This is a genomic window from Streptomyces sp. HSW2009 (assembly GCF_040240285.1).
Classification (GTDB): domain Bacteria; phylum Actinomycetota; class Actinomycetes; order Streptomycetales; family Streptomycetaceae; genus Streptomyces.
The window spans coordinates 1-13,309 of sequence record NZ_JBEHZD010000184.1 but is presented as its reverse complement, the minus strand read 5'-3'; the positions used below and the strand labels follow the sequence as shown (position 1 = coordinate 13,309).

Below are 13,309 nucleotides of genomic sequence, written 5' to 3'. Positions count from 1 at the left end.
GGGCGCCGGGCGGCGGCGGCGCGGGGGGGGGGGCCCCCCCCGCCCCCCGGCCCCCCCCCGCGCCCCCCCGCCGCCCCCCCCCCCCCCACGCCTCGGTCAGCTCGTCCTCGTCCGCGCCCGGCGCCGCGCCGACGCCGAGCGCCACCAGCAGGTCGCGGGCGCTGCGCCCGATCGGCACCGGCTCGCCGTCCGGCGCGGTCAACTGGGCGCGCAGCACCCCGTCCGGGTAGTCGCGGGCGACCCGGGCGATGAACGCCTCGGCGAGCGCGGTACGTCCCGAGCCCGGCCGCCCCGCGATGAGCAGCACCCGGCTGCGCGGCGCCTTGCGCCCGGCGAGGGTGTCCAGGCCGGTCCGGTCGATGTCGGCGCGCAGCCCGGCCAACTCCCGCCGCCGCCCGGCGAAGCGCCCCGGCGGGCCGACGACGTCCACGCCCGCGTCACGCCGTACGACGCGCGACGCCTGCCGCGGCTGTCCTGCGGCCGGCGCCGCGAGGTCGTCCGCCCCGGGCACCGCGGCGGCACGGGGAGCCGTACGACGCGGCTCGGCCGCCCCGCACACACCCGGCAAAGCGGCGGCCCCTGCGTCCTCTGCCGCCCCAGCGGCCTCGCCTTCCCGGGCGGCCACAACGATGTCAGGGTCTTCCGAAGGCTCATCGGCCTCAACGATCTGCCCGGGTCGGGCGGTGCCCGACGGCGCCGGGTGGCCCGCAGGCACGTCGGCGCGGGTTTCGCTGGGTGTGGGGGGCGTGGCGGGGTCTGCGGGGGATGCGGGGTCCGCGGGGGACGGGGCGGGACGGGCAGCCGCCGCGGCTGGCGGCTCCGGTGCGTCGTGGGACTGCATGGCGTCCGCGGGCTCGGGGTCCACAGCGGCGGGACGAGGCGCGGCGGAATCGGGCACGGACAGGTCTACGGAAGACGGAGCGGGGCGCGTGGCCGCCGCGGCCGGCGGCGCCGATACCTCGTGGGCCTCCGCGGCCTCCGTAGCCCCCACGGGCGCAGGCCCCGTACCCGCAGCACCTGACGCCACAGAACCAGCATCGGCCGAGTCCTGGACGGCCGGCTCCCGGGCGGCCGAGGCAGCCGAGGCAGCCGCGTCACCATCCCGGGTCGCGGGGCGTGGCTCACCCGCTGCCTGCCGTGCCGTCGGGGGGCGGGTGTCGGGGGGCGGGTCCTGGGCGGGTGGCGGGGTTCGTATGTCGCCCGATGGTGCCTCGGGTCGTGGTGTCGCGGGCTCGTCCGGCGGGACGTCCCCCCGGGTGTCCACCGCCTGCTCGGCCACGGCTCACGCTCCTTTTCCCTGGCTGGGGCGGGGCCGACCCCGGTTCCCGCGCGGCCACCGGCCACGAGCGCGGCCGGGCGGCACGAGCCTAGTTCACCGGCCCCCACCCACCGGGCGACCCCGGCTGCGGACCCGCCTCGAACATCACCTGATCGGATCGACCGCGCGCCCCGGGCCCGCGCCGACCCCGCGCGGCCGGCGGCGTGCCCCCGTTCCCCTCCGGGCCCGCCCCGCCGGCGCGCATCTGTCGCCCCGCGGTCCTAGGCGTTCTCGAACGGCCGCGCCGGCCACGGCGCATCGGCCGGGCGCAGGGCGTCGATGCCGTCCCCCGCCTGCGCGGCCAGCAGCGCGAAGACGCCCACCACCAGGCAGTTGTTGTGCAGTTCGCCGGCGAGCGCGCCCCGCGCCAGCTCCGCGAGCGGGACCCGGGCCAGTTCCATGTCGGCCTCTTCGGCGAAGACCTCGAACCGCTCCCCGTCGGCCTCCGACACCCCCTGGGCCAGGAAGATCCGTACGGCCTCGTCGCAGCCGCCCGGGGTGGTGTAGACGTCGGTCAGCACCCGCCAGTCCGCGGCCTTGACGTGCGCCTCCTCGTACAGCTCGCGCTGGGCGGCGTGCAGCGGGTTCTCGCCCGGTACGTCGAGCAGCCCGGCCGGGATCTCCCACAGCTTCTGGCGTACGGGGTGGCGGTACTGGCGCAGGACGAGGACGCGGCCCTCGTCGTCGAGGGCGAGGACGGCGACGGAGCCGGGGTGGACCTGGTAGTCGCGCAGGGCCGTGGAGCCGTCGGGCATGACGACCTCGTCCGTGCGGACGCTGGTCTTGTTGCCGGTGAAGGGCGTCGTGCTCGTCACGACCTGCCACTGTTCGGCGGTGTCCTTGATGCCCATCGTTGCGCCTTCCTGAGCTGGCTGTGCGGTGGTGAGCCGGTCGCGGCCCGGCGGGCGCGGCGGGCGCCCGGCCCCGGGTACGCCACCCGGGTACGTGCCTGCTGACAGGCGCGTACCCCGGCAACCGTATCGGTCCGGCCTCGCGTTACGACGCGGTGGCGGTGCCCTCGGCCTCCGGCGCTGCCGTGGCGGCGCCGGCCGCCTCCTGCTGGCGCGCGCCGGCTGCCTTCACCAGGCCGGCGAAGAGCGGGGGGGGGCGAGTCGGACGGGAGCGCAGCTCCGGGTGGGCCTGGGTGGCGACCAGGTACGGGTGGACCTCGCGCGGGTACTCCACGTACTCGACCAGCTTGTTGTCGGGCGAGGTGCCGGAGAAGACGATGCCGGCCTTCTTCTCCAGCTCGGCCCGGTAGGCGTTGTTGACCTCGTAGCGGTGGCGGTGCCGCTCCTCGACGTAGGGCTGGTCCGCGTAGACCTCGCGGACGATGGAGCCCTCGGCGAGCTTGGCCGGGTACATGCCGAGCCGCATCGTGCCGCCCATGTCGCCCTCGCCGGCGACGATGTCGAGCTGTTCGGCCATGGTGGAGATGACCGGGTCGGTGGCGGCCGAGTCGAACTCGGTGGAGTTGGCGCCGGCGATGCCCGCCAGGTTGCGCGCCGCCTCCACGACGATGCACTGGAGGCCGAGGCAGAGGCCGAGCAGCGGGACCTTGTTCTCGCGGGCGTACCGGATCGCGCCGACCTTGCCGTTGACCCCGCGCTCGCCGAAGCCGCCGGGGATGACGACCGCGTCCACGTCGGCGAGCTGCTGCTCGGCGCCGGCCTCGGTGGTGCAGTCGTCGGAGGTGACCCACTTGACCTTGACGCGGGCCTTGTTGGCGAAGCCGCCGGCGCGGATCGCCTCGGTCACCGACAGGTAGGCGTCGGGCAGGTCGATGTACTTGCCGACGAGGGCGACGGTCACCTCGTGGTCGGGGTTGTGCACCCGGTCGAGCAGGTCGTCCCAGGTGGTCCAGTCAACGTCGCGGAAGGGCAGGTCGAGCTTGCGCACCACGTACGCGTCCAGGCCCTCGGTGTGCAGCACCTTGGGGATGTCGTAGATCGACTTGGCGTCGATGGCCGCGACCACGGCCGCCTCGTCGACGTCGCACATCAGCGAGATCTTGCGCTTGATCGCGGTCGGCACGTGCCGGTCGGCGCGGAGCACGATGGCGTCCGGCTGGATGCCGATGTTGCGCAGCGCCGCCACCGAGTGCTGGGTGGGCTTGGTCTTGAGCTCGCCGGAGGGGCCGATGTAGGGCAGCAGCGAGATGTGGACGACGAAGACGTTGTCCCGGCCGACCTCGTGCCGCACCTGGCGGACGGTCTCCAGGAACGGCAGCGACTCGATGTCCCCGACCGTGCCGCCGACCTCGGTGATCACCACGTCCACGTCGTCGGTGGCCATGCGCCGGATGCGGTGCTTGATCTCGTTGGTGATGTGCGGGATGACCTGGACGGTGTCGCCCAGGTACTCGCCGCGCCGCTCCTTGGCGATGACCTGCGAGTAGACCTGGCCGGTGGTGACGTTGGCCGAGCCGTCGAGGTCGACGTCGAGGAACCGCTCGTAGTGGCCGATGTCCAGGTCCGTCTCGGCACCGTCGTTGGTCACGAAGACCTCACCGTGCTGGAACGGGTTCATCGTGCCGGGGTCGACGTTCAGATACGGGTCGAGCTTCTGCATGGTGACCCGCAGGCCCCGCGCCTTCAGCAGCGCACCCAGGCTGGAGGCTGTCAGCCCCTTGCCGAGGGAGGAGGCGACACCCCCGGTGACGAAGATGTGCTTGGTCGTCATGGATGTGGGTGGCAGTGCCAAGAGGGGGCTCCCGTGGGATCGCGAAGTGAGGTGCGCCCGGCGGCGTCCCAGGTGTGGGGCGGTGCCGTCGCAGCGGTCCGGCGTCACCCGAAATGTCGCCCAGGTGTCCACCGGTTTCCACGGGATACCAGGCTATCAGCGCCCCGGGGTCGCCGCGCCCGGTGGCACCCCGCCAGCTTCTGGAACAAGCTGCCCGGAAACCCTGTGACCTGCGGCGATACCAAGGGACTCGCGGGGAGCTCACACGGCGCGCACATCTCGTCCGCACACCCCACCAGCTCACCACCACGCAAGCGCCCCCGGCGGCAGCCACCATGTGGGACTCTTCCCACGGATCGGGCCCGTGCGACGTATCCTGCACGGACGCACGCTGCGAGCCGACCCGGTGTGGCACTTCACCCCCCGTTTGCCTCCGGAGCACCAGCTCGTCCAAGATCCAGAACCGCAAGACCGCAAGGCGCCTCGCGGGGCGAGGCGGCCGTTCGAATGGGGATGCACGTGGCCGGGCGCATTGAAGATTACGCACTCATTGGCGATATGCAGACCGCCGCCTTGATCAACAGGGACGGCAGTGCTGACTGGCTGTGTCTACCGCGGTTCGACTCGCACGCCGTCTTCGCGGGGCTGCTCGGCACCGAGGAGCACGGGTTCTGGCGGCTCGGCCCGGCGCATCCGGCCGACACCCCGGCGCCGCCGGCGGACCGCCGCAGGTACCGCGGCGACTCACTGGTCCTGGAATCGGAGTGGGACACCCCGCGCGGCACCGTGCGGGTCATCGACTTCATGCCGCCGCGCGACGGCGCCCCGCAGTTGATCCGGATCGTGGAGGGCGTCAGCGGGCGCGTGCCGATCCGCTCCGAGCTGCGGATGCGCTTCTCGTACGGCTGGGTCGTGCCGTGGGTGCGCAAGGTGGACGGGCGGACGGTCGCCGTCGCCGGGCCCGACTCGGTGTGGCACGACACCACGGCCGAGACGTACGGCAAGGACCTCACCACCTACTCCGACTTCACCATCTCGCCGGGCGAGCGGATCGCCTTCACGATCAGTTGGCAGCCCTCGCACAAGGAGCCGCCCGCACTGCCCGAGCCGGAGACGGCCCTTGAGGCGACCGAGGAGTTCTGGCGCGAGTGGGTGGAACACTGCACCTACCACGGCCCGTACCGGGACGCGGTGGTCCGCTCGCTGATCACGCTCAAGGCCCTGACGTACGCGCCGACCGGTGGCATCGTTGCCGCGCCCACCACCTCGCTGCCCGAGGAGGTCGGCGGCGTCCGGAACTGGGACTACCGCTTCACCTGGCTGCGCGACGCCGCGATCACGCTCTCCTCGCTGCTGCGCACCGGCTACCGCGAAGAGGCGCGCGCCTGGCGCGAGTGGCTGCTGCGGGCGGTGGCGGGCGACCCGGAGAACCTCCAGATCATGTACGGCATCGCGGGCGAGCGGGAACTCGGCGAGACGGAGCTGCCGTGGCTGCCCGGGTACGAGGGCTCGCAGCCGGTCCGGGTGGGCAACGGCGCGGCCGGACAGCTCCAGCTCGACGTGTACGGCGAGGTCACCGAGGCGCTGCACCTGGCGCACATGACGGGCCTGGCCCGCAACGACTACGCGAGCGTCCTCCAGCTCAAACTGATCGGCTACCTGGAGAAGCACTGGAACGAGCCCGACGAGGGCATCTGGGAGGTGCGCGGCCCGCGCCGGCACTTCGTGCACTCCAAGGTGATGGCCTGGGTCGCGGTCGACCGCACCATCAAGCTCATCGAAGCCGGCGACGCGGACGGCCCGCTGGAGCGCTGGCGCGCGATGCGCGACGCCATCCACCGCGACGTGTGCGAGAAGGGTTACGACAAGGAGCGCAACACCTTCACGCAGTCCTACGGCTCCAAGGAACTGGACGCCTCGCTGCTGCTCATCCCGCAGATGGGCTTCCTGCCGCCGGACGACAAGCGGGTCATCGGCACCATCGAGGCCATCCAGCGCGAGCTGTCCACGCCGGACGGGTTCGTCATGCGCTACCCGACCAGCAGCGGCGACGACAACCTGGACGGGCTGCCCGGCGACGAGGGCGCGTTCTTGGCCTGCTCGTTCTGGCTCGCCGACGACCTGGCGATGATCGGCCGGGTGGACGAGGCCCGCAAGCTCTTCGAGCGCCTCCTCGCCCTCCGCAACGACCTCGGGCTGCTCGCCGAGGAGTGGGACCCGCGCCTGAAGCGCCAGGTGGGCAACTTCCCGCAGGCGTTCAGCCACGTGCCGCTCATCGACACGGCCCTGCGGCTCACCGCCTCGGGCGCGTACGGCGGCTGAGGTCGCGCCGCCGGTGCCCGAGCCTCCCGCGATCACCGTGGCGCGGGCACTGGAGCTGCCCGCGCTGCGCCGCGGCCTGCCGGAGGTGCTGACCGCGGCCGACAGGCTGGGGCGGCCGGTGCGCTGGGTGCACGCGGGCGAGACGCCCACCATCGCCGCCCTGCTCAAGGGCGGCGAACTGCTGCTGACCACCGGCATCGGCCTGGGCACCAGGGCCGCCGAACAGCGCGCCTTCGTCCGCACACTGGCCGAGCGCGGCATCGCGGCCCTGGTGGTGGAGCTCGGTTCGCAGTTCACCGCGCTGCCGGCCGCGGTCGTGGACACGGCGCGCTCGCTGGGGCTGCCGCTGGTCCAACTCCACCGCGAGGTGCCGTTCGTCGCGGTCACCGAGGAGATCCACACCGAACTGGTGCATGCGCACTACGCGCTGCTGCGGCGCGCCGACGAGGTGCACCGGCAGTGCACCGAGGTACGGCTGCGCGGCGGCGGCGTGCCCGAGATCCTGCGGCTCTTCGCCCGCTTCGCCGACAACCCGGTGTTCCTGGAGAGCACGGACGGCCGGCTGTTGTACGCGGCGGGCCCCACCGGCCGGCCGGCGCTCGCCGATCCGCTCCAGGTGTGGGACGGGCTGCGCGGCCGGCGGCAGGGCGCGGCGGCCACCGGCGCGGATGCGACGGGCCCGGCCGGCAGCGTCGTGGTGGAGGTGCCAGGGGGCGGCCCGGGGCCCGGCGCCGTACGGGCCAGGCTGGTGGTGCTGCCGGCGGCCGGGCCGCTGGCGCCGGTGCACCGGCTGGCGGCCGAGCGCACCGCGGACCTGCTGGCCCTGGTGCTGCTCCAGGCCCGGCAGGAGGAGGAGCTCGCGGCGCGCGGCCGGGGCGATTTCCTCACCGATCTGGCCGAGGAGCGGATCACGGCGGCTGACGCGCCGGCGCAGGCCCGGGTGTTGGGCTTCCGGCCGGGCGACGGCCCCCTGTTGCCGATGGTGATGGCGCTGCCCACGGCGGTGGTACTGCCCGACGGCGGCGACCACTGGGCGGCGCTGGCCGGGGCGCTGGGCGAGGAGTTGGCGGCGGTGGGCGCGCCGGTGCTGCTGGGCGTACGGCTGCCGGAGGCGCGGGTGCCGCTGCTGGTCGGGGTGCGCGCGGCGGACGAGCGGGCGGCGGTGGCGGAGCGGGTCACCGGCGCGCTGCGGGCCGCGGTGGAACGCGCCTGGCCCGAGCAGGCCCCGGCGCTGGGGCACCGTGGGGCCAGGTCGGGGCCGCCGGTGGTCGTGGTGGGGTTGGTCGGCGGCTGGGACGCGGTCGGCGCCGAGCTGCGGCACCTGGCGTCGGCCGCGAGCGCCGCCCGCGAGCTGCCCGACCGGCCGTGGCACGACGTACGCGGCCTTGAGGTGGACCTGTTGCTGTGGCGGCTGCGGGAACACGGCGACCTGGCGGCCTTCGTCCACCGCATGATCGGCCCGCTGCTCAGCCACGACCGGACGGCCAGGCCGCCGCTGCTGCCGACGCTTGAGGCGTATCTCGCACACGCGGGCCGGAAGGCGGAGACGGCGCGCGAACTGCATGTGAACCGGCAGACGCTGTACGACCGGCTGGCGCGCATCGCCCGCCTGCTCGGCAGCGACCTGGACGAGCCCCGCACGGTGCTCGCCCTGGGTTTGGCCCTCCAGGCCAGGCGCCATTTGCCCTAGCGCGGGGCGCGCCTGACGGGGACTTCGCCGGCGCTCGCGGGGGACTTCGCTGGGGCTCGCCTGGGGACGCCCGGCGGCCTACCTGGGGGCGCGGTTCTCTGGGGTCCGCCGGAGTCCGGCTGCGGCTCGTGCGGTGCGGGAGAGGCGGCTCGTGCGGGGATCGCCTGATGGCCGGCCAGGGCTCGCCCCTGCGGCGCGGCTCGTCCGGGGAACTGCTGGAATCCGGCTGCGGCTCGTCCAGGGGGCACGGCTCGTCCGAGGGCCGACTGGAGTCCGACTGCGGCTCGTCCAGGGCTCGCGGTTCAACCTGGAGACCTCCTGGAATGCGGCTGCGGCTCGTCCGGGGGGCGGCTCCTCCGGGACCGCCCGGCGACTCGTCTGGAGGCCGCGGTTCGTCCGGGAATCTGCTGGCGACCGGCTGCGGCTCGCCCACGGCTCACAGCTCGCCCGGGGACCTCCTGGAATCGGCTGCGGCTCGCCCCGGCGGCCGTCCAGGGAATCACCTCAACTCGTCGTAGATGCGCAACACATGGGCGACCGACTCGTCCGCGGTCGGCCACTGCCTGGCCCTGGCCCGGCCGGCCGCGGTGAGCTCGGCCCTGCGGGCCGGTGCGGCGAGCAGCCCGAGCACGGCACGGGCCAGCGCCTCGGGTTCGCCGTGGGGGACCAATTGCGCCGCGTCACGGGCGAGTTCGGGAACGCCGCCGGCCGTGGTGGCCACCAGTGGCGCCCCGGTGTGCAGGGCGTCCCTGGCGAACGTGGTGCTGGCCTGCGAGCGGCCGGGCGCCACCGCCACGTCGGCCGCCGCCAGCAGGTCGGTCGTGTCGGTGCGGCGGCCGAGCAGCCGCACCGGCAGCCCTTCGGCCGTGATCCGGTGCTGCAACCGGGACCTGGCCGGCCCCTCGCCCGCGATCACCAGGAGCGGCGCCGGGTCGTACGAACGCCAGGCCCACGCCGCGTCCAGGAGTACGTCATGGCCCTGGTCGTCGGTGAGCGGTCCCGCGGTGAACAGCAACGGGCGCTCCACGGCGCCGAGTTCGGCCCTGGCCTTGTGCTGGCGCGGGTCTTCGACGGGCGGCGGGGGGGCGGCCGGCGCGGCGATCGGGGCCAGCCTGGCGTCCCGGGCGCCCCGCTCCCGCGCGAGGTCGAGCAGGTCGGCCGAGGCGGCGAGCACGACGCGGGCACTGCGCGCGATGCGCCGCTCGGCGAGCCGGCGCAGCCCGGCCCTGGCGCCCGGCTGGTCGGGCGGGGTGGCCTGCCAGCTCACGACGAGCCGGGCGGCGCGCCCGGGCGGGCCCAGCGAGGCGAGCAGGCCGGCCGACGTGCCGTGCGCGTGGACAATGTCCGCATCGGCGCAGCAGGCGCGCAGCGCGGTCAGTGAGGTCGCGCCCGGGCCGGGGCCCATGGGCAGGAAGTGCGCGCCGGCCGCGCGGAACCCGTACCTCTCCTCCGCATCGCGCGGCCCGCACACCGTCACCCGCACACCACGCGCCACCAACCCCGCGGCCAGCGACCTGACCTGGTCGCCGTCGTCGGCCGGGCCGCCGCCGAGCACCTGGACCGCGTGCAGCGGGCCGGGCCCGGGCGTCGGCGCCGTGGGGCTGCTCACGGTTGGGCTCACGCGGGCGTCGCTCCTCGGTCGGCGGACGGTGACGGATCGGCGCGGTCCGGGCGGCCGGATGCCCGGGCGCCGGTGGGGCGCAGCGCGGTACGGGGGTGGCCGACGGGGTCGGGCCGGGTCGGTCGGCGGGGGCGTGGGGGGCATGTGATGCGCGTAGCGCGGTGCTGTGTGGGCGCGGTCGGAGCGAGTTGCGGCGGGCAGAGGAAGGAGCGAGCAGGGGGGACTCGGCCCGCACGGAAGGAGACGGGTCCGGGCGGCCCGGGTGCCTGGAGTGGGGTCGAGAACGGCGCGAACGAACGCCAAGCGCCGCCTCCAGCATGACAGGAACAGGCCGTAGCGGGGCACCACTGTTTCCGCCTTTTTGCCAACGCGCACCGTACGGTCCCCGCCGGATTCACTCACACGAGCGAGCCTCGGCCCCCACCAAGCCCGCCCGCACCCACCCCTGTACGACGTTCCGACCGCCGCTCGGACACGTCGCGGGGTCCACTTTCGGCCATGGCGCCGCTTGGTGTGGGGCGCGGGGCATGACCTTGGGGCGCCCTGTACGCCGAGGGGCCCGTACGCCGTGGGCTATCGGTCGCCGGCGGCCGGCGGGCCGATACGGCAGCCCTACCCGTACACCGCCGTGACCGTGGGCCGCCGTACCCGTGCGCCGCTGGGCCGGCCCGGGCCGTACCGCAGGAGGCGCGACTACGCAGCGGGCGCGGCCGGCGCAGGAGGCACGGGCCGCGAGGCAGCGAACCGACGGGGCAGCGAGGCGGCGGATTCGCCGCGCGAGGGGCGGCGCCGCGCGGGCGCGGAACCCGGGCCACAGCCGCAGGCAGCGGCCCGGCGTACCGGCCGGACCAGCCCTCGCACCGCACCAACGCCCTGCCAGCGGCCCGGTTGCGGCCCGCCACCTCCCACCGATCCGCACCCGCCGTCCGGGCGGAGCCGACCACGGCGAGCCGACCGGATCGCTCCCGCCAACCCCACCGCCGCCGTGCCCCCACGGCCCGGCCGATTCCCCATCGCCTGCCGGCCAACCAGCCTGCGGAACCGTCAGCCGGCGGCGCGGCCCGGGGTGCGGGCTGCTGCGCGGGCCGTTTCGAGGAGTTCTTCGGCGTGGGCGCGGGCCAGTTCGGAGTCCTGGCCGGCGAGCATGCGGGACAGTTCGCGCACCCGGTCCTCGCCCTCCATGACCTGGACGCCGCTGCGGGTCACCGAGCCGTCGTGGGTCTTCTCGACCACCAGGTGCCGGTCGGCGAACGCCGCCACCTGCGGCAGATGGGTCACGACCACGACCTGCGCCGACTCGGCGAGCTTGGCCAGGCGGCGGCCGATCTCCACCGCCGCCTTGCCGCCCACGCCCGCATCCACCTCGTCGAAGAGGTAGGTGGGCACCGGGTCGGAACCGGCGAAGACGACCTCCACCGCCAGCATGACGCGGGAGAGTTCGCCGCCGGACGCGCCCTTGGCGATGGGCCGCGGCGGCGCGCCGGGATGCGGGGCCAGCAGGAGTTCGACCTCGTCCACGCCGTGCGGCCCGTAGCCGACCACGCGGCCGTCCACCTCGACGCCGTCCTCGGCGTCGGCGACCTCGCTCTGCCGGATCGCGAAGGTCACCCTGGCGTGCGGCATCGCCAGTTCGGCGAGTTCCCGGGTGACCGCTTCGGCGAACCGTCCGGCCGCCGCGTTGCGCGCGTCGGTCAGCTCCTGGGCCCGCTGGCCCAGTTCGGCGCGGAGCGCGTCCCGCTCGGCGGTCAGCTCCTCGATCCGGTCGTCGTCACCGTCGAGTTCGCCCAGCCGCGCCGCGCTCGTCTCGGCCCACTCCAGTACGGCGGCGATGTCCTCGCCGTACTTCCGGGTGAGCTGGGTCAGCGCGGCCCGCCGCTCCTCCACGGCGGCCAGCCGGCGCGGATCGGCATCCAAGTTGTCCGCGTAGCCGGCGAGTTCACCCGCTACGTCCGCGGCGAGGATGCCGATCTCGCCGAGGCGGTCGGCAAGCGCGGCGAGCGCCGGATCGTGGGATCGTACGGCCTCCACGGCGCGGTGGGCGCCGGCGATCAGGGTGGCCGCGTCGATGCCCTCCGGGTCCTCCGGGTCGCCGGCCAGTGCGGTGTGCGCCAGGCTCGCCGCGGCGGCCAGGGCCTCGGCGTGGCCGAGCCGCTGCGACTCGGCGGCCAGTTCGGCGTCCTCGCCCGGCAGCGGCTCCACGGCGGCGATCTCATCGAGCCCGAAGCGCAGCAGATCGGCCTCCTGCGCGCGCTCGCGGGCGCGCGTGGTCAGCTCGACCAGCTCCGTCGCGCCGGAGCGGAGCCTGCGGTAGGCGACCGCGTACGCGGCCAGCGGGGCGGCCACCGCATCGCCCGCGTACCGGTCGAGCGCCTGCCGCTGGCGGCCCGGCTTCAGCAGGCCCTGCTGGTCGGTCTGACCGTGCACGGCCACCAGTTCGTCGGCGAGTTCGCCGAGCATGCCCACGGGGACCGATCGGCCGCCGACGTGCGCGCGGGAGCGGCCCTCCGCGGAGACGGTGCGGCTGATCAGCAGCGTGCCGTCCTCGATGTCGGCGCCGGCCTCCTGGACCCGCTCGGTGACCGCGCTCCGTTCGGCGACCACGATCCGGCCCTCCACGAGCGCGGACTTGTGGCCGATCCGTACCAGGGCGGCGTCGGCGCGGCCACCGAGCAACAGACCGAGGCTGGTGACCACCATGGTCTTGCCGGCGCCGGTCTCGCCCGTTACCGCGGTGAAACCGGGTGAAAGCGCCACGACCGCGTCGTCGATCACCCCGAGCGACTGAATCCGCATCTCCTCAAGATGCGGGCGCGCAGCCGCTATGGCCTGCGTTTTTTCCTCTCGGCGAGTGCCCACTTGCCCCTCTGGGGAGATTTTGGGGAGTTGGCTGCACTCCCGCTCGCGTCGTTCTGTCCACCGAGGAGGGTAGCGAGCGCCCCGCGCCCCATCCCGCCCGCCTCCGGCTTGGGCCGAGCGTAGTGGCCGAAGACACCGATCGGCCAAGTGCTGGTCACCCCGGCGCCCCGCAGCGGGTGCACACCCCGTCATAGCAGGTCGAGGCCGCCGCGCCGGGTCATGCACGCACCAGAGCCCGACCCCGCCGGGCCCGCCCGGAGCACCACAGCCGCGTACGGCGCCGGCCCGTCGACCTCTCGTACGAGCCGTACGCCCCGGGCGCCGCCACCCCGTCGCACGGCCGGCCGCCCCACAGGCACGGCCGCCGACCGGCTTCCCGCGCACGCGTACGCGAAGCCACGCGAACGCGGGACGTCCCGCACCACCACCGCGCGGCCGGGATCGGGGCGGGGGGGGGGGGGGGGGGGGGGGGGGGGGGGGGGCGGGGGGGGGGGCCCGCGCGGGCGGGGGGGGGGGGGGGCCGGCGCCGGCCCCCCCCCCCCGCCCCCCCCCGGCGGCGCCCCGGCCGACATGACAACCGGGCCGCCGCGGCGCCCCGCGGACCGGTGCAGGGCCGGCGCGCCCGGCCGCCCTGCTCAGTGCCTGGCGCCGCGCCACCCCGCCACCGGCAGGGCGAACTTCGCCACCAGCCGGTCGGTGAACGAGGCGTGGTGCAGCCTGGCCAGCCGGACCGGCACCGCGCCCCGCCGCACCTCCACCCGGGGGGGGGGGGGGGGGGGGGCCCCGCCGCCGCGCGCCGGCCGCCCCCCCCCCCCCCCCC

The 13,309-nt window shown here is 75.3% G+C and carries 8 protein-coding genes and 1 pseudogene; 2 read left to right on the top strand and 7 right to left on the bottom strand.

The annotated features are described in order from the left end of the window. The 3 genes from AAHZ94_RS15975 to pyrG all read right to left on the bottom strand — a co-directional run. Positions 1-430: P-loop NTPase family protein (locus tag AAHZ94_RS15975; RefSeq protein ID WP_502964685.1), on the bottom strand; the 430-nt coding region annotated here is incomplete at its 3' end. A 1,109-nt stretch (positions 431-1,539) separates the two neighbouring features. Further along, positions 1,540-2,169: an NUDIX domain-containing protein gene (locus AAHZ94_RS15970; protein WP_349993549.1), complete on the bottom strand. Its 630-nt coding sequence runs from the start codon at positions 2,167-2,169 to the stop codon at positions 1,540-1,542. Between the two features lie 145 nt (positions 2,170-2,314). Beyond that, positions 2,315-4,000 carry a CTP synthase gene (gene pyrG, locus AAHZ94_RS15965; protein ID WP_349993548.1) on the bottom strand — a complete coding sequence of 562 codons (1,686 nt, stop codon included), beginning with the start codon at positions 3,998-4,000 and terminating at the stop codon, positions 2,315-2,317. A 513-nt stretch (positions 4,001-4,513) separates the two neighbouring features. On the opposite strand from pyrG, the gene AAHZ94_RS15960 reads away from it, so the two are divergent. Beyond that, the gene (locus tag AAHZ94_RS15960; protein WP_349993550.1) at positions 4,514-6,322 is read left to right on the top strand and encodes a glycoside hydrolase family 15 protein; all 1,809 of its coding nucleotides are present in this window, start codon (positions 4,514-4,516) and stop codon (positions 6,320-6,322) included. 13 nt (positions 6,323-6,335) lie between these two features. Continuing rightward, positions 6,336-8,012 carry a PucR family transcriptional regulator gene (locus AAHZ94_RS15955; RefSeq protein WP_349993547.1) on the top strand — a complete coding sequence of 559 codons (1,677 nt, stop codon included), beginning with the start codon at positions 6,336-6,338 and terminating at the stop codon, positions 8,010-8,012. 499 nt (positions 8,013-8,511) lie between these two features. On the opposite strand, the gene AAHZ94_RS15950 is transcribed toward AAHZ94_RS15955, so the two are convergent. The 4 genes and pseudogenes from AAHZ94_RS15950 to AAHZ94_RS15935 all read right to left on the bottom strand — a co-directional run. Beyond that, the gene (locus AAHZ94_RS15950; protein ID WP_349993546.1) at positions 8,512-9,633 is read right to left on the bottom strand and encodes a glycosyltransferase family 4 protein; all 1,122 of its coding nucleotides are present in this window, start codon (positions 9,631-9,633) and stop codon (positions 8,512-8,514) included. Positions 9,634-10,677: 1,044 nt separating this feature from the next. Further along, positions 10,678-12,426, bottom strand: a complete 1,749-nt coding sequence (recN, locus tag AAHZ94_RS15945; protein ID WP_349993545.1) for a DNA repair protein RecN — start codon at positions 12,424-12,426, stop codon at positions 10,678-10,680. A 251-nt stretch (positions 12,427-12,677) separates the two neighbouring features. Then, positions 12,678-13,061: a hypothetical protein gene (locus tag AAHZ94_RS15940; RefSeq protein WP_349993544.1), complete on the bottom strand. Its 384-nt coding sequence runs from the start codon at positions 13,059-13,061 to the stop codon at positions 12,678-12,680. A gap of 63 nt (positions 13,062-13,124) precedes the next feature. After that, positions 13,125-13,309 (bottom strand): annotated as a pseudogene (locus AAHZ94_RS15935) (hypothetical protein); the annotation flags it as partial.

Coding starts and splice junctions, on each gene's coding strand:
- AAHZ94_RS15970 (WP_349993549.1), bottom strand. CDS start 2,169: ATGGGCATCAAGGACACCGCCGAACAGTGGCAGGTCGTGACGAGCACG.
- pyrG (WP_349993548.1), bottom strand. CDS start 4,000: ATGACGACCAAGCACATCTTCGTCACCGGGGGTGTCGCCTCCTCCCTC.
- AAHZ94_RS15960 (WP_349993550.1), top strand. CDS start 4,514: ATGCACGTGGCCGGGCGCATTGAAGATTACGCACTCATTGGCGATATG.
- recN (WP_349993545.1), bottom strand. CDS start 12,426: ATGCGGATTCAGTCGCTCGGGGTGATCGACGACGCGGTCGTGGCGCTT.
- AAHZ94_RS15940 (WP_349993544.1), bottom strand. CDS start 13,061: ATGTCGGCCGGGGCGCCGCCGGGGGGGGGCGGGGGGGGGGGGCCGGCG.